Raw genomic sequence first — 17,140 nt, 5'->3', positions numbered from 1 at the left:
CCCCATATCAAGACAAGCACTATCAACAAGGAGTCACCATGACCATCACCACCCCCGAAACCGCCACCTCCGTCGCCGAGCTGGAGCGCTTGAAGGTCCTGCATAACGGCCAAAAGGTGCAGTTGACGTTCTCCGACGCAGAAATGGAACGCCGCCTGGCCGGCCTGCGCACGATCATGGCAGCCAAGGACCTGGACGCCGTCGTCCTGACCAGCTACCACGGCATCAAGTACTACTCCGACTTCCTGTTCACCTCCTTTGGCCGTTCCTACGCCATGGTGGTGACGAAGGACGACACCGTCACCGTCACCGCGAACATCGACGCCGGCATGCCGTGGCGCCGCGGGTACGGCGACAACATCGTCTACACGGACTGGCGCCGGGACAACTACATCTTCGCCATCCAGGAATCCCTGCGCACCCGCGGGGTCAAGGTCCGCCGCCTCGGCGTGGAGGACGACTCCCTGCCGCTGGACAACCGCAACAAGATCCAGGCAGCTTTCGACGGCGTGACCTTAGTTGACGTGGCGCAGGACGCCATGCGCCAGCGCATGATCAAGTCGGCGGAGGAAATCGCTGTCATCAAGCACGGCGCCCGCATCGGCGACCTCGGCGGCGAAGCCATCCGCAACGCGATTCGTCCCGGCATCACCGAATACGAGGTGGCCCTGATCGGCACCGAGGCGATGGTGCACGAGATTGCCCGCACCTTCCCCAACTCGGAAATCCGCGATACCTGGGTGTGGTTCCAGTCCGGCATCAACACCGACGGCGCCCACAACTGGGCCACCACGCGCAAGCTGCAGGAACACGATATTCTGTCGCTGAACTGCTTCCCCATGACCAGCGGCTACTACACGGCACTGGAACGCACCTTGTTCCTGGGCGAGCCCGATGCCCGCTCGCTGGAATTGTGGAACGTCAACGTTGAGGTCCACCGCCGCGGGCTGGAACTGATCAAACCCGGCGCCGTCTGCAAGGATATCGCCGCCGAGCTCAATGAGATCTACGTGGACCGCGGGCTGCTCGCGAACCGCACCTTCGGCTACGGACACTCCTTCGGCGTCCTTTCGCACTACTACGGCCGCGAAGCCGGGCTGGAACTGCGTGAGGACATCGACACCGTGCTGGAACCGGGCATGGTCGTCTCGATGGAGCCGATGATCACCGTTCTGGATGGCCAGCCGGGCGCGGGCGGCTACCGCGAGCACGACATCCTGGTGGTCGGTGAAGACGGTGCTGAGAACATCACGAAGTTCCCGTTCGGCCCGGAACACAACATCATCGGCGCGTAAGCCCACAGGCTGCGGCGGCCCGTGCCGCCGCAGCCGCCTTTGTCCACAACGTGAGCGCAATAGGGAAAGATGGTGATCATGACGACTACAGCGAACACGCCCGACGGCGCCAACACAGCCCCTGACGCCCGCGGCACCTCGGTGATCGTGAATGCCATCGCCGTCCTACGCTGTTTTTCCGCCGAAGAGCCGTTGTTGGGAGTCACGGAGATCGCCCTGCGCGTGGGCATGCACAAAAGCACAGTGTCGCGGATCCTGGCCACCCTGGAACAAGAAGACCTCGTGGCGCGTGATTCAAGCTCTCGCCGTTACAAGCTGGGGCTGGGCCTGATCGCAGTGGCCGGACCCCTGCTGGCCGAATTGGAGGAGCGGCGGGTGGCCTACCCCTTGCTGTGCCAGCTGACGGAGCGGACGGCCGAGACCAGTGCCCTGATGGTGTGGAACGGCAGCGAAGCCATGTGTGTGGAACAAATTGCCAGCCCCCAGCAGGTCAAGCACACCACACCCCTCGGTGCCCTGTACCGCGACGCCATGAGTGCCTCTGTGCAGGTTTTTCTGGGCCTGGAACCGGAAGCGCGGGTGCGTGAGCTCATCCTCAGTGGCACCATCGCCTTTGCCGGTATCGACGAGGCAGGGCTTGAAGCGTACCTGCTGCGGCTCGCCGACTCTGCCAAGCGCGGCTATGCCACGAACTACGGAGAATCATCGCTGGATGAGGTGGGTGTGGCCGCACCCGTGTACGACCACCGCGGCAACCCGGTGGCTGCCGTACTGATCCCGGCACCACGGTTCCGGGTGTCCCCGGAACGCTTGCAGACCCTGGGTGAGGCGTGTGCGCAAACGGCACGATTGATCACCAAGCGGCTGGGTGGCGCCTGACTCAGCAGCCCCGGCCTTGACGTTTGGGCAGGGCATCGCGGCAACGGTGCATTGCACTGCCAGGAGCACCGGGGCTGTAAACGCAACGCCGTCACTCAACAAGCCGACCTGAACCGACACGTTCCCCAACTGCACGATCACAATCAAATGGATGCGAAGGCGGCAAAGCCGCCATTGTTGTCGCATCACGGGGCTTCGCGGGGAGCGGAGCGAAAAGTGGCGCCGAGCCGACAAAAGCGCTAACGCAGGGCCAACCGCACGGCCCGCAGAACCTCGTCGTGGATGGTGATCGAATGGCCGTCGGAATCCTCAGCGGATCGCGGCCTGGATTCTGAGGCCTCGATCCGCCACATATTCTCGTCCAGGGCACCGGCAATGTCGGCAGCTGTGAAGAAAAGATCTGGCACGTCTGGCCTGCGGGCACCTGCATGAATGTCCGACGCCGCATGCCCCACAATGAGCAGCGAGCCTCCGGTGGCGACTGCCGCGGCAAGCCGGGCGTACAAGGGGTCCCGGTCAACCTTCGGCAAGTGCATGAACTGGGCGGTGACCAGGTCGAAGGAAGCGGCTGGGGGAGTCCACGCGAGCAGGTCGTGGTGATCCCAGGCAATAGTGCCGGACAATGCCGGTACGGCCGTGCCGGATGCGGCCTTCGCGGAAGCATGGTGGGCTGCTTTTTGCAATGCCACGTTTGAAATGTCAACGGCACTCACCTGCCAGCCGCGTTCTGCCAACCAGAGCGAATCGGCGCCTTCACCGCATCCAACGTCCAACGCCCGGCCGGGGGCGAGCCCGGCAGCCTCGGCCACCAATTGCGGGTTCGGGTTGCCACTCCATACGGCGCCGCTGCCGCTGTACCGCTCATCCCAGAAGGTCTCATCAAACAAGGTCGCCATGTGAACAGGCTATACCGGCCCCCTGTTCATAGTCCGTCGGAACGCGCGCGGCGAAGGCCGCCTTCATAGGCCAAGACCACGGCCTGCGCCCCGGGGGTGAACAGCCATTCCTGATCCCCAGGGAACGACAAGAAGCATAAAGTATTATTTTCGTTATCGACAAAAAATGATACATTCTGGAATTGACGCTTTTTCACGGACCATTGGCTATCATGAGGCCATGGTGGGAAGTTGCATAATTCAATGGGTCTCGGTGAAAGACTATTTCCATGGGTGATGCGTTAAATTCATTTGTCGGGCGCGAAAAAGAAATGTTGTTTTTCGAAAATCTCCTGGCGGCAACCCCTGGGGCCGGGACTGCGCTCGTGGTGGTCAGCGGCGGCAGCGGGGTTGGCAAGACGCGGCTGCTGCAGGAAATTGCCCAGACTGCAGGCCGCAACAAAGCCGTCGGTGTGTATGGCTCGGCCATCCGCGCAGTGCAGGGGCGGGCTTATGGCATGTGGGAGCAGATCATTGATGAACTGGCCTCCGAACCATTGACAGGGCTCGAATTTGGTGATCTGGATTCGTCGTTGATGACGGAATCACATTCCGTGGACCGGGCCGAATTCTTTGCCGAAGCCGCAGCACACCTTCGCGACTGCGCCCGCAAGATTCCACTGGTGGTGCTCCTTGATGACTTGGAGCACGCCGACGCCGAATCCGTGCTCATGCTGCGCTACCTTGCGGCCGAGCTGGCCGACGAGCATTGCATCTTTGTTGGTGCCACTGGCAGCAGCTCGGAAAATTCCACTGGCCAGGCCTCGGAGCAATTGCAAAAACTTCTCCTCGCATCCCATCGGATCGAACTGATGGGGCTGAGTTACGAGGAAGTCGACGAACTGGTGAGCCGGACCCAGGCTGTGAGCTTTTTTCACGACATCAGCGACGGGAATCCGCTCCTCATCGGCGAATTATTGGCACTGGGTGGCGCCCTGCAAGAGGGCATGTCGATCGAGGCGCAGGGTGACCTGCTGGCCCTGACCCAGGTCCGCATCGAATCGCAAGAGCCCGACGTCGGGTGGCTGCTCGTCACGTTGGCAGTGTTTGAACGCCCGCCCGCGCTGTCGGAACTTGCTGACATCTCCGACATGTCCACTGCTGACATGACGGAGCTTGTGGAAAAAGCCCTCGCAGGAGGCGTGGCAACACGCATTGCCCGGGGGCCCTTCGCCGGCCACTTCGAAATGGCACATGGCTTGATGCGGACGGTTGTTCTGGCGTCGGCGTCACCAGCGCAGGTTCAGGCGGTGCGGCAGCGGCGCGTGGCCGACCTTTCTGCCAACCCCGTGGAACGGGCGCGCCACCTGTTGTTGTTGGAGGGACCGGCTTCGGAACGGCTGAGCGCGGTTCTTGCGGCAGCCCAGGAATCACTGGAGACTTTCGCCTTTGAGGAGGCAGTGGAACTGGGGGAGTTGGGCCTGGGCACGATCCCTTCCCTCGATCAATGTGAAGGCACGACGGCGGTCAGGCTCGCCCTGGTGGTGGGGCAGGCGCACTGGCGTGTCGGCAACCACGCCTTGGCGGAGGCGAGCTATCTGAGGGCCGGGCAGTTGCTGGGCCAGACAGACTGCCCCGAGGTGACGGCACAGCTTGCCTTGGGCCCTCATCTTGACTTCGACCTTGCCGATGGGGTGGCCCGGCGCCGGATCAAGGCTTGCCAGGAAGCGCTGGACAACAGCCACGCCTTCACGGGGCTGGAACGGGTCAAGGTCCTTGCTACGCTTGCGCTGGCGCAATACCCGAGACATCCGGACGCGGCCGTTGCCGCCGCCGAGGGTGCCCTGCGGATCGCCGCTGAATTGGCCTGCCCGGTAGCCGAGGCCTATGCCCTGGCGGCTAGCGCCATGTCAGATCTGTCGCCCGGCACCGTGGCGGCCCGCCACGGTGCCGCCCGGCGGATTCTGGCAGTGGTGGAGCAGCACAACGAGTTCCGGCTGGCCTCGGTCGGTTACTTTCTGCTGTTGATTGCGCTGCTGGAAAAGGGTGACATTCAGGAATTGGACTTGCAGCTGACCCACCGCAGCGACATTGTGAGTCAATTTCCGGAGCTCCATCAAAGCAGGCAGGCGCATTGGTTCCGCTGCCTGCGTGCAATTCTTGACGGGGACACCGTGCTGGCGGAGCGGCTGGTTCTGGAAGCCCACGCTGCGGCAATGGCCGCCGATGAATCCAGCGCCGATGCTGTATTCACCGGCCAGATGGGTGTCATCCGTTGGATGCAGGGCAAGATTGATGACGCGGAGTCCAGTTTTCTGCATGCCCGGCGCGAGCGCCCGGAGGAACGAATCTGGGCGGCATCACTTGTGTGGCTTTGGCACAAGCAGGGCCGCACGGATGCTGCGGAACAGCTTCTGGACACACTGCAGGATGTGTCCGCCATTCCCCGGAACCGCATGTGGCTCTCCACCATGACCGCGCTGGCCGAGATTGCCAGTGAGCTGGGCACGGAGGAATTTGGTGCCGAAATCCGCTATGCGTTGCTGCCCTATGCCCGCCAAGTGATCCCGCTGGGTGTTGGCATGGCCTTCTGGGGCACTGTGGCCAGGAGCCTTGGCCTGCTCACGGAACGGCTTGGCTTCGTGGACGAGGCGCAGGAGCATCTCCGGGCCGCGGTCGATGTCAGTGCCCGGTCCGGTGCACAGGCATGGTTGGCGGAGGCCCAGATTGAGCTGGCCGAGTTCATGCTGCGCCATTTGGACCGCTCTGGGTCTTCCCTGGCCGAGGCGGCGCGATTGCTGGAGCAAGCGGCGGCGTCGGCACGCAGACGGGACTTTCCCCTGCTTGCTGCCCGGGCAAAGGCTGCACAGAATCTCGTGCCGGCTGCAGAGCCGCCCACCACTGGCCCCACGGCTGGAACGTCCTTGCAGAACTGTGGGCAGGACGGCCGCGTCCGGGTGCGGGTCATGGGGGCGTTCGACGTCGTTTCCCACCACGGGCAGCGCGCCCGCTGGACCTCCAGGAAAGCCCGGGAACTGCTGAAGCTGTTGGTGAGCACGCGGGGGGTTCCCACCTCGAGGGAGGTGTTCATGGATGTTCTGTGGCCGGGGTTGCATCCAGAGCGGCTGGCCAACCGTTTTGCTGTTGCCATCAACACCATCAGGCGCGCCATGGACCCGAACCGGAACTTTCCGCCCCAGTATTTTGTCATGGTGGATGCGGAGTCGGTGCGGCTGCAGCTGGAGCATGTGTCCATTGATGTTGAGGAGTTCTTCAGGCTCGCCCGAGGCACCACACTCCAGGACCTTCGCTCAGCAGCAAACCTGTACTTGGGGGATGTCTTCGCGGAAGAGCCCTATGCCGATTGGGCCACCACCCTGCGCCACGAGGCACAGCTGACGTACTGCCAGCTGGCAGTGACGCTGGCAGAACAGGATGCAGCCGCTGGCAAGCCGCTGTCCGCGAGCCAGCTGTACCGTTCGGTGCTGGACATGGAGCCGGGCAACCAGGAAGCGGGCCGCGGGTTGGTTGTAGCCTTGACCGCCATGGGCGCGCACGGGCAGGCGCAGGCGGTGGCAAGTGGGCTGGGCCGCTGGGAGCAGGAAGCCAGAGCCTTCCGGAACTGAGTTGCTGCCGCCCGCCCACCCGACTGCGCCGCCCACCCAACTGCGCCGCCCAACCAACTACGGCGTGAGCGTGACCCGCTCCTCGTCCCGGGGAGCGTAAATCACAGGGTTGGTGCCGCCGTCGAAAGTCTTGACCGGGCGCTGTGAGTTCCAGGCCTCCCACCCCGGGCTGCCCGACACAGCAAAATCCACCCAGGCCCGGTGCATTTCGGTCGCCAGCGGCTGCGGGGCGGTGCTGCCGGCCAGTCCAAGCGAATCAGGGGAGAGCAGGTCGTCAAAGACAAAGCCAAGTTCGACGGCGTGCGCGGCCCGCAAGTGCTCCACCGGGCTCTCCCACGCGAATTCGTAAACATAGGTGGGGGCGGGACCCGCCAGACGGGCATCCGCCAGCTGGTTCATGGGTACGCGCAGCAGCTTGTCGGTGGCCAGCGCACCAAGGATTTCGCCCATGACCGAATACGGCCTGTTGCGCTGGAACAGCTTGACAGCGGCAGCAGAAATGCCCACCTTGCGGCGGGCAACGGCCAAATGCAGGGCCTTGAGTTTCATCACAAGGCCGGACGGTACCAGCCAGAGCCGGGCCTCGTCCGTGGTGGTGCCGATGAGCAGCGGGGTGCCGGATCCGGCACCTGAGGCAAACGCCGCGGCCGGGCTCACCGGGACAAAGACCGGGTCAACGGCGAGGGCAAAACTCAGCCCGCCCGTGATGGGCGTTGACCCGGCGGTGACACGTGCCTGCGACGCCAACAGTTCATCAGGGGAGAATCGTGAAAAGGCGTCACGGGTGGCTGGAATCTTTAAGTCCTTGGCCATCCGTTGGGTGATCTTCCCGGCCTGCTTTGCCGGGTCAGCAGTCAACGGCCCGCTTTGGATGATGGCTCGACTGAACAGCGTCGAAGCGTCCGGATGTGCCAGCAAGGCGGCAACCGTGTTGCCGCCGGCCGACTGCCCAAACACCGTTACACGCTGGGGGTCCCCGCCAAAGGAGGCGATCTCCTGCTGCACCCAGCGAAGCGCGGCCATCTGGTCGGCCAGGCCAAGGTTGCGCGGAGCGCCATCCAGAACGGAGAAGCCCTCTGCGCCCAAACGGTAGTTGACCGCAACATACACAATGCCGTCACGGGCAAAGGAGCGGCCCCGGTACCCAACCAGCGCATTGGAGCCATGCTGCAGGGAACCGCCGTGGAACCACACCATGACCGGCAGCAGCTCCGGCCCCCGGACCGCCGGTGCCGCAATGTTCAGGTTCAGGAAGCCGTCGCCGGCAATGATCACGGTGGGAAGGATCCGGGCAATGGCGCCGGTGTACGGATTCTGTGGTGCGGTGGGGCCTGGTTCGGTTGAATCACGCACACCCTCCCACGCCGGGGCAGGGTGTGGGAGGGCAAAACGCAACTCTCCAACCGGAGCGGCGGCGTAGGGGATGCCCCAATAATGTTCGACGCCGTCACGCACCTCTCCCCGAACCTCGCCGCAGGAGGTGGTGGCGGTTGCGCCCAGGGAGGGACCGGCGTCGTGCTGGGACATGGAGAGCTCCGTTGGCTGGTTGCGGCGTAATTCCCACAGCTTACGGGAGCCGTGGAAGCTACACCGCAGCTGGCATGTTCGGCAGTGTCTGATGGGTGGTGACGGCCAAACGGTTCCAGACGTTGATGGCTGAAATCGCCATGAGCAGTAAGGGCATTTCCGTGCCGGGGAACTGGGCGGCGGCATCGTTCCACACGTCGTCGGGGACGCCGCCGGCACTGATCATGGTTACTGCTTCGGTGAGCGCCAAGGCAGCCAGCTCACGGGGGCTGAATAGTGCGGTGGCCTCCCGCCAGCCGGCCAACACGTCGAGGCGGCGGTTGTCCACGCCGGCCTCGCGGGCTTCCCTGCCGTGCATGTCCAGGCAGTAGGCGCAGCCGTTGATTTGGGATGCACGGATCTTTACCAGCGCCAGTAGATCTTCGCCCAGCGTACCGCCGTGGATGTACTTTTCCATGGCGTACATGGGTTGGAAGGCTTGCGGGTCGATCTCGTTGATGTTCAGACGTTCGGCAGCCATGCTGGATGCTTCTTTCCTTGTGAAAGATTTCCTGAGGGACATTTTCAGCTAACTCCTCGATAGCCCACTTGGCAAGGGCAGATGCGGGTGCGATGCGCCGTCGGCGAGACAGTCGCGGGCATGGTGCGGCGAGCGGTGGAGCCGGCACCCATTGACCAAGTGATCCGCGCCACGCATACTTCAAGGCATGGCCACACTTGAACCGGCCAATGCCAGATCGGGGATGGCTCCAGCCGATTCCGCTGCCGCATTGGCCGAGAACTCCCAGCCGTCACCCGTAAGCCCCTCATGGTTGTGGCATTTTTCCCTGGCCTGGTTTGGTTTTTGGCTTCTGGTCATGCTGCCTGGCCAGTTCATGATCGCCAAGATCAGCGCCACCGTGGCCCCTGCCGACAAAGTCAGCGTGACCTCGTTTCTCATAGCGGAGACGGCCATCGTGATCCTGTTATCCGTCCCGGTCATCGGTGTGCTGTGCGATAGGACCACCTCCCGCTTTGGCCGGCGCCGTACCTGGGCGCTGCTGGGCTTTGCCGTAGCGGCCGTCCCGTTCTCCATCATCGGCCTGCAGAGCAACTGGGTGGTCATTGCCTTGCTGGTTGCGGTCGTCGCCCTGGGTGAGGCCGCCATTTTGGTGGCGCTCTCGGCCATGATCGCCGATCAGGTCCCGATCAACCAGCGGGGCCGCGCCTCCGCAGCCATGGGTGTTCCCCAAGTTTTGGCCCTGGCCATCGGGATGGTGCTGGTGACGATGCTGGTCACTTCCGTGCCGGGCAGCTGGGCACTCATCGGGGCGCTGGGTCTGCTGTGTTCCTTGCCGTTTCTGCTGCGTTTCACCGAACCCGCCGCGCCCGAAAGGGTGGCTGGCAGGGCCACTCTGCGCCACGCCATTACGCTGCCACGGCCCAAGGCCTACCCTGGGTATTACTGGGCCATGGCCTCACGTGTACTGATTTACTCAGGCAATCTGGTGGGCACCACTTACCTGCTGTTCTTCCTTGCCGATGTCCTTGAGGTCAAGAGCCCCGACGATTCCCTGCTGGTGCTGATCCTGATATACCTCGTGGCCTGTGGGTTCACCAGCTGGCTGGGCGGGGTACTCTCCGACAAATGGGGCAAACGCCGGATCTTCATCGGCATGGCCGCAGGATTGCAGGGCACCGCGGCACTGTTGCTGGCGATCCTGCCCACCTGGGAAGCGTCCATGGTGGCCGCTGTACTGCTGGGGCTTGGCTTTGGCATGTTCCTGTCGGTGGACCAGGCGCTCGTAACCGACCTGCTGCCCAACGCAGAAACCCGGGGCCGTGACCTGGGCCTGATCAACACCGCCCAGCACATCCCCATCGCACCAATCGTGGGTTGGATGGTGTTGAGCTTTGCCGGCTACCGCAGCCTGTACGTAGTGGCTGCGCTCATCATGATTGCCGGCGGATTTGCCGTGTACCGCATCCGGAATGTGCGGTAGCGGCCTACCCACCTGCCGCACCCGAAGGCGGACGTTCCCAAACCACCCGCAGACCGCACCCGAACGCCGTCGTACTTTAAGGAGAAAAGCCGCCCATGAAAGCCATCGTGGTCCTGTTTGACACACTCAACCGCCGTTTCCTGCCGCCCTATGGCAATGACTGGGTGAAGGCGCCAAACTTTGAGCGGCTGGCCGGGCGCACAGCTACCTTCGACAATTGTTATGGCGGCAGCATGCCGTGCATGCCGGCGCGGCGGGAGCTGCACACCGGCCGGCACAACTTTCTGCACCGCGGCTGGGGGCCGCTGGAACCCTTCGATGATTCCGCCCCCGAGATGCTCAAGCAGGCGGGTGTTTACACGCATCTGGCCACCGATCACCAGCACTACTGGCTCGACGGCGGAGCAACGTACCATCCGCGGTTCAACACCTTCGAGCTGATTCGCGGCCAGGAAGGGGACGAGTGGAAGGGGCGTGTGGGGGATCCGGATTTATCGGATGTGCTGCCGTTTTCCAGCAACCAGGTGTTGCGTCGGCAGGACCGGATCAACCGCGAATACCTGCGGGACGAGGCCGACCATCCGCAGACGGGCACCTTTGACGCGGGGCTGCACTTCATTGAGAGCAACCACGGGGCAGACAATTGGATGGTGCAGATCGAGACCTTTGACCCGCATGAACCCTTTTTCAGCTATGAACAGTACAAGGCGCTGTACCCGCACAACTATGACGGGCCGGAGTTTGACTGGCCCGACTACAAGCAGGTCACGGAATCCGCCGAGGAATTGGAGCATCTCCGGTACGAGTATGCGGCACTGCTGTCCATGTGCGACAACTCGCTGGGCCGCGTGCTGGACGCCATGGATGAACATGACTTGTGGGACGACACCATGCTGATTGTCTGCACCGACCATGGCCTGCTGTTGGGTGAACATGACTGGCTGGGCAAAAATGCGCCGCCGTTCTACGACGAAACCATCCACACTCCACTGTTCATTTGGGATCCGCGCGCCGGGGTCCGCGGGGAACGCCGGGACTCCCTGGTGCAGACCATTGATTTGGGGCCAACCCTGTTGGACTTCTTCGGTGTCGAAGCAACTCCGGACATGCAAGGCCGCTCGCTGCAGGACACGGTGGCCCGGGACACCCCCGTGAGGGAAGCGGGCTTGTTTGGCATCCACGGCGGGCATGTCAGCGTCACCGACGGACGTTACGTCTACATGCGGGCCTGTGCCCGCGCCGGCAACCAGCCGCTGGTTGATTACACACTGATGCCGACGAATATGCGTGGCCGCTTCCCCTCGGAAATCCTGAGCCAGGCCGTGTTGGTTGACCCGCTGCCGTTCACCAAGGACATGCCGGTGCTGCGCGTGCCGGCCTACAGCTACACGGACCCGCACAGTTTCGGCACGCTGCTCTTTGACCTGAACAGCGACCCGGACCAGCAACAGCCGCTGCAGGACGATGAGTTGGAGCTGCGCATGGCCACGATGCTCGTTGAGTTGATGCGCCAGAACGCGGCGCCGCCGGAACAATATGAACGCCTGGGGCTGCCCGAATCAGGGGCCGTGACGGAGGCGCACTTGCTGGTGCGTGAGCAATGGGAGCAGGTGCTGTCCTCGCGCAGCGGGCCGGTTGAAGCGCGGGAGTTTTCCGGCGGGCGGATTAGCGTCAACCGCACGTTACGGGAATTGTTGGCTGACCCGGCCGCGCTCGCGGTCCTGCGAATGCGACTGGGTGCACTCGTGGACAGTCCGCTGCCGGATGAGGCGATGGGCATGACACTGGTGGAGATCACCAACCTGGCGTTCGGCATCATCCCGCACGAGGCACTGCGGGCCATTGACGGCGACTTTGCGGCACTGTCGGCACACCAACAGGACCCGGTGCGGTAGGGGTTACACGCCGCCCTTGTTCCGGCGGATCAGCTCCTGGTACCAGTAGTAGGAGTCCTTCGGCGTGCGCTTCTGGGTTTCATAGTCAATGTGGATGAGCCCAAAACGCTGGGAGAAACCCACCGCCCATTCAAAGTTGTCCATGAGGGACCAATGGAAGTAGCCGCGGACGTCCACCCCGGCGTCCATGGCAGCTTTCAAGGCGTGCAGGTGGGCAGCTGTGTACTCAATCCTGCGCGCATCCCGCACCCGGCCTTCGCTGTCCGGTCCGTCATTGATCGCGGCACCGTTCTCGGTGATGTAGATGGGTGGCAGCTTCTCGCCATAACGTTCCTTGAATCCCACCAGCAATTCGGTGAACGCCTCGGGGACCACCGGCCAGTCGAAGTCCGTGCGGGGATATCCTTCAAGCTCCCGCAGTGAGAACGGCAGCGAATCGTCAAGCTCATGCCCGTCAACCAATGCTGCCTCCCCCGCGGTGGGGGCACCGACCAGTGTGGGGTTGTAGCTGTTGATGCCGTACCAGTCGATCGGTGTGGAGATGATGTCCAGGTCGCCGTCGGGGATGGGCGGCAGGAACGGGGCCAACTCCTCCGGGTAGGCTCCGGTGAGGATTGGATCGGCAAAGATCCAGTTCGCAACGTTGTCGTACAGTCCGGCCGCCTGCAGATCCTCCTCGTGCTCGCTGGCGGGCCAGGTGACGGCGTGGTTGTTGGCGATGCCAATGTTGGAGGCCCCGGCAGCGCGCAGCGCCTGGACGCCAAGGCCGTGGGCCAGCAGCAGATGGTGCGCGGCGGGCAGCGCGTCAAAGCCGAGGGTCAGTCCGGGGGCCTGGATGCCGGCGCCGTAGCCGAGCATGGTCAGCACGACTGGTTCGTTGATGGTGATCCAGCGCGGAATCCTGTCCGCAAAATGGTCGCCTACAATCTGGGCGTAATCGGCAAAGCGTGTCGCCGTGTCACGGTTGAGCCAGCCACCAGCCTGTTCCAGTTCCAGCGGAGTGTCCCAGTGGAACAGAGTGGGGCTGGGGGTGATGCCCGCCTCGAGCAGCCCGTCAACCAGCTTGTCGTAAAAACCAAGGCCCGCGGGGTTCACCGCACCCTTGCCTCCCGGTTGGATGCGCGACCACGAGAAACTGAAACGGTAGGCGTCAAGGCCCAATTCCTTCATCAGCGCGATGTCTTCGGGGTAGCGGTGGTAATGGTCGCAGGCGATATTTCCGGTGTCGCCGTTGACGATCCGTCCGGGCTGGGCCACAAAGTCATCCCAGCTGGAAGCGCCACGGCCGTCTTCGTTGACGGCGCCCTCAATTTGGTAGGAGGCGGTGGAAACTCCCCAGACAAAGTCGGCGGGAAACGCGGGAAATTCTGGCTTGTCCATGAAGACCTTTCATCGCAGCACTGCGCTGACCTATGTGGCCTGAGCCTTTCGGATGCCGCTGGAGAAGTCAAGGGATCAGGCCAATATGTCAGGGCCTCTGCCTACAGGCTCAAGCCCTGCCTACAGGTTCAGGCTGGTGCGGATGGCCAGGTGGTCGCTGGCTCCAGCCTCCATTACGGCATTGGAGGTGACGGTCATGCCGCGCTGCAGGAGATGGTCCACCCGGGCCACAGGAAAAGGCGAGGCAGGCCAGGTAAAGCCGGCCAATCCGCCGTCGTTCTTGGGCTTACGCAGGAGGGCAGTCAGCTGCGAAAAATGCCTGTCGCTCGAGGCCGCGTTAAAGTCACCCACGGCGATGATCCGTTCGCTGGCATCGGCGGCGATGGTCTCGGCAAGATTCGCCAGCATCGTGTCCCGCTCGGCGTGCTCTGTTGGGCGCGCCGAGGCTGCATGGACCACATAGATGCGGACCGGGCCGGCGGGGGTGTCCAAATCTGCCGAGAGCGCCCGGTTCCAGCCCAGGCCCAGATCCTGGGGCTGGGCGTTGCTGATCGGATAAGTGCTCCACAGGCCAACCGTGCCGATGCGGTAGGAATACTCGTAGTGCGCGTCGAACTCGGCATCGACCGAGGTCTGGGACGCACCGTCGATCTCCTGCAGCGCAACCACCTGCGCGCCGGTGGCGGCCAGGGCGCCCGCCGACTCTGCCGCCGTTCCGGATTCGGCCTGCAAGTTTTGGCTGACCACCGTCAGGGAATCTGGCGACTGTGCCGGTGCCGACCAGGCCAGCGGAATCATGCCCGGGACGAACAGCAGGGACCAGACGACGGCCGGCACCATGACCGCCGCGGCCAGATACTTTCGCCGGGCTGCGATGGCGGCCAGGCCCACAAGGGGGATCAGGGCGCCCAGCCAGATGAGCCCGGAGTCAAGGAGGAGTCCCAAACCCGCAATGTCGGGGAGCCATGAGTGTGCCAGCAGGATGAAGGTGATGGCAAGGGAACTGACGACAACGAACATCCCCGCCCGGGTGCGGGCCCTGGGCGCCGGGAGTGTGGTGTGTTGTTCCTCGAGCAATGCCATCGGAACTACGCTGTCACGGAAGATTGGGTGAATGCTGGCAGGGTCCGGGGAGGGGGCTGGATTAGTGCTGTCCCGGATACTCCAACCGGTACAGGTCCGTGCGGCGGTCCCGGTGCACATCATTACGTTCGCTGATGGACTTGGACTGGGCCTGGGAGAGATCCAATGAAGCCAGGGCAATGCCGTCCCGGCCCACTGGTGCCGAGGCCTGCGGGAAGCCATCTGCATCAACAATAACGCTGCCGCCCAGCCAGTCCTGGCCGCGCTCCATGCCCACCCGGTCGCAGGCGGCAATGAACATGCGGTTGACGCTGGCGCTCGCCTGCACCCGGAACACTTCCGAGGAGCGCTCGCCAGCCGGACGCGGATACAGCGGCCAATTGACGGGGGCGCACAGAATATCGGCACCCCTGAGGGCCACCGACCGCACCCATTCGGGGAATTCCAGGTCGTAGCAAATCATGACGCCGATGCGGCCCGCTGTTGTCTCAACAACCGGCGGCAGGCCTGAGCCGGGGGTGAACAGGCCGTCCTTTTCATGGTTCCAGAGGTGGGCCTTGCGGTAGCTGGCGCGCAAGCCGGAAGGGTCAACCAGGGCCGCCGAGTTGTAGACGAGCCCGTCGACCCCGGCCTCCGCAAATCCGCCAACAATGATGACATTGTGTTCGGCCGCAAGTCTGCTCCAGCCCTGGATGGTGGGGCCGTCCAACGGTTCGGCCGCGGCCTGAAGTTCTTCAAGGCTGTTGAACATGTACCCGCTGTTGGCAAGTTCCGGCAGCACAATGACCTGTGCACCCTGGCCCGCGGCGCTGACGATTGCCTCGGTGAGGCGGGTGTGGTTGCCATGGAGGTTGTCCACTGACAGTGAAACCTGGCAGCAGGCCACGATTGTTGAAGGGGAGTACATCAGTCGTCGGTCCCTTCGAGGAGAAGCTGGCTGGCCGTGCGGGCCTTGGCTTCCGCAGACTGGTCAAAACTGCGTGAGAACAGCAGGTACATGCCGCCGGCCACTAGCAATCCCACCACGAAGGAGAAATCGGCGCCGTCGAGTGCGATTGCCACGGGACCGGAGAAGAAGGTGGTTGAGAAGAAGGGAATCATGGCGGCAAAACCGATGAGGTAGGCCGCGATGCCCCGCCAGGCCCAGCGGCCGTAGATTCCTTCGGGCTTGAAAATTTCTGCAATGGCGTACTTGCCGCGGCGGACAAAATAGAAATCAACCAGGTTGACCGCCGTCCACGGAACCAGGAAGTACAGCATCATGATGACGAAGTCGTTGAAGCTGCCCAGGTAGTCGTCGGGGATGAGCAGCGCGATCACCAAGGTGGCAAGCCCCACGAGGGTCAGGCCCACGATGCGCAGCCGCACGGTGGCCTTGACCTTTCGGAAGCCATCTACGGCGCTTGTTCCGGTCAGCATGGCGCCGTAGGCGTTGACGCCCATGATGGAAATCAAGGCCACGGTGGAGATGAGGACGGCGAAAGTGCCAAAGCCGGGGAACACCATGTCGCCGACGTGGTGGATGGCGCCGATCGCATCGGCGTTGGGGATGTTGCTGGCGATCAGTGCGCCAAGGGACATGAGCCAGACCGCTGAACCGGCGGCGCCGGCGTAGACCCAGGAGATGAGCTTCTTCGAGGAAACATGGTCCGGCAGGTAGCGGGTGTAGTCGGAGACGTACACGGAATAGCTGATGTTGTAGCCGGCGGCGAGGGACAGCTGGACGATGAAAGCCGTGAAGTTCCAGCCTGCTGCGGACTCCACGGCAGCCTCGGTGCCGCCGCCAAAGTTGATGATGGCCGTGACGGTGATGATGGCAAAGACCAGCACCAGGATGTAGGTCAGCCAGCGTTGGATGAAGTGCAACAGGTCGTGTCCCACCACCGCAATGACAATGGAGACGGCGATGATGATGGGGAACCAGACGAGCTTTCCGCCGGGCAAAAGAATTTGCAAACCCTGTGTGGCAAGAATCGTGTCAAAGACCATGAAGCCGATGTATACGAAAACCGTGGCGGTAAACGGAACGATGACGCCCCGGCTGCCGAACTGGGCGCGGGACTGGATCATCTGCGGCAGCCCCATGCGGGGTCCTTGGTTGGCGTGGAAAGCCATGAAGAAGGTGCCGAAACAGGCTCCCAGGACAACCGCCAGGATGCTCCAGCCAACGCTGAGTCCCATGACCGGACCAATGAATCCCGTCACCATCGTGGGAAGCACAAAGTTTCCCGAGAACCAGAACGGTCCCTGATGCCAGACCTTGCCGTGCCGCTCCGACCGAGGCACGTAGTCGATGGACCGCTGTTCTATGACGCTTTCGCGCTTTGTTGCCACTTCCTCAACAGACATCGCTGTCCTTTCAATTGCCACGCCGACATGGGGCCAGCAGGGAAACGAGCTGCCTGGGCCTTTGGTTCATCCACTAACGGAAGAAAAGCATGCCCTCTTGGATACCAATAGTAAACAATTGATTTCTCCCGGGCACCTAAACCACTTCACGAGCCTAGGGTGAGCGCCGTCACCTGTCAATACCTTGGGTGCTGACCTCTGGTTGATTGATGTCTGCCCGGCGTGACGGGGCGGGTTGGGTTCCGTGCT

At 63.1% G+C, this 17,140-nt stretch carries 12 protein-coding genes; 5 read left to right on the top strand and 7 right to left on the bottom strand.

All coding sequences use genetic code 11. The features are described 5' to 3' along the window. Positions 1-38 precede the first annotated feature (38 nt). Together art_RS06980 and art_RS06975 are read left to right on the top strand one after the other, a co-directional pair. Positions 39-1,295, top strand: coding sequence for an aminopeptidase P family protein (locus tag art_RS06980; protein ID WP_038463434.1), 1,257 nt, complete (start codon positions 39-41; stop codon positions 1,293-1,295). A 78-nt stretch (positions 1,296-1,373) separates the two neighbouring features. Then, complete coding sequence (locus tag art_RS06975; protein WP_157875188.1) at positions 1,374-2,174, top strand: IclR family transcriptional regulator; 801 nt, start codon at positions 1,374-1,376, stop codon at positions 2,172-2,174. Positions 2,175-2,413: 239 nt separating this feature from the next. Here art_RS06975 and art_RS06970 read toward each other — a convergent pair whose 3' ends face one another. Then, on the bottom strand, positions 2,414-3,070 hold the full coding sequence (locus art_RS06970; protein WP_038463430.1) for a bifunctional 2-polyprenyl-6-hydroxyphenol methylase/3-demethylubiquinol 3-O-methyltransferase UbiG: 657 nt from the start codon (positions 3,068-3,070) through the stop codon (positions 2,414-2,416). A gap of 269 nt (positions 3,071-3,339) precedes the next feature. Here art_RS06970 and art_RS06965 point away from each other — a divergent pair, with 269 nt between their 5' ends. Continuing rightward, positions 3,340-6,675 (top strand): AAA family ATPase, encoded by a 3,336-nt coding sequence (locus art_RS06965; protein ID WP_038463428.1) that lies wholly within the window; start codon positions 3,340-3,342, stop codon positions 6,673-6,675. A 57-nt stretch (positions 6,676-6,732) separates the two neighbouring features. On the opposite strand, the gene art_RS06960 is transcribed toward art_RS06965, so the two are convergent. Beyond that, positions 6,733-8,202, bottom strand: a complete 1,470-nt coding sequence (locus art_RS06960) for a carboxylesterase/lipase family protein (protein WP_038463426.1) — start codon at positions 8,200-8,202, stop codon at positions 6,733-6,735. Positions 8,203-8,260: 58 nt separating this feature from the next. Next, positions 8,261-8,722, bottom strand: coding sequence for a carboxymuconolactone decarboxylase family protein (locus art_RS06955; protein ID WP_038463424.1), 462 nt, complete (start codon positions 8,720-8,722; stop codon positions 8,261-8,263). Positions 8,723-8,909: 187 nt separating this feature from the next. Here art_RS06955 and art_RS06950 point away from each other — a divergent pair, with 187 nt between their 5' ends. Continuing rightward, a complete protein-coding gene (locus tag art_RS06950) occupies positions 8,910-10,184 on the top strand; it encodes an MFS transporter (RefSeq protein ID WP_052136095.1) in 1,275 nt (424 codons plus the stop codon). Positions 10,185-10,279: 95 nt separating this feature from the next. Continuing rightward, positions 10,280-12,079, top strand: a complete 1,800-nt coding sequence (locus tag art_RS06945) for a sulfatase (RefSeq protein ID WP_038463422.1) — start codon at positions 10,280-10,282, stop codon at positions 12,077-12,079. 3 nt (positions 12,080-12,082) lie between these two features. Here the strand turns inward: art_RS06945 and art_RS06940 are convergent, their stop codons facing one another. The 4 genes from art_RS06940 to art_RS06925 all read right to left on the bottom strand — a co-directional run bounded on the left by art_RS06940 (position 12,083) and on the right by art_RS06925 (position 16,891). Then, the gene (locus art_RS06940; protein WP_038463420.1) at positions 12,083-13,459 is read right to left on the bottom strand and encodes a GH1 family beta-glucosidase; all 1,377 of its coding nucleotides are present in this window, start codon (positions 13,457-13,459) and stop codon (positions 12,083-12,085) included. A 120-nt stretch (positions 13,460-13,579) separates the two neighbouring features. After that, positions 13,580-14,542 (bottom strand): endonuclease/exonuclease/phosphatase family protein, encoded by a 963-nt coding sequence (locus art_RS06935; RefSeq protein ID WP_052136094.1) that lies wholly within the window; start codon positions 14,540-14,542, stop codon positions 13,580-13,582. Between the two features lie 61 nt (positions 14,543-14,603). Continuing rightward, complete coding sequence (locus tag art_RS06930; RefSeq protein ID WP_038463418.1) at positions 14,604-15,449, bottom strand: nitrilase family protein; 846 nt, start codon at positions 15,447-15,449, stop codon at positions 14,604-14,606. Next, the gene (locus tag art_RS06925) at positions 15,449-16,891 is read right to left on the bottom strand and encodes a cytosine permease (RefSeq protein ID WP_052136093.1); all 1,443 of its coding nucleotides are present in this window, start codon (positions 16,889-16,891) and stop codon (positions 15,449-15,451) included. Before art_RS06925 ends, art_RS06930 begins: the two co-directional genes overlap by 1 nt. Positions 16,892-17,140: the final 249 nt, after the last annotated feature.

This window comes from Arthrobacter sp. PAMC 25486, from assembly GCF_000785535.1.
In the GTDB taxonomy this organism is placed as follows: Bacteria; Actinomycetota; Actinomycetes; order Actinomycetales; family Micrococcaceae; genus Specibacter.
This window is presented reverse-complemented; position numbering and strand designations above follow the sequence as displayed.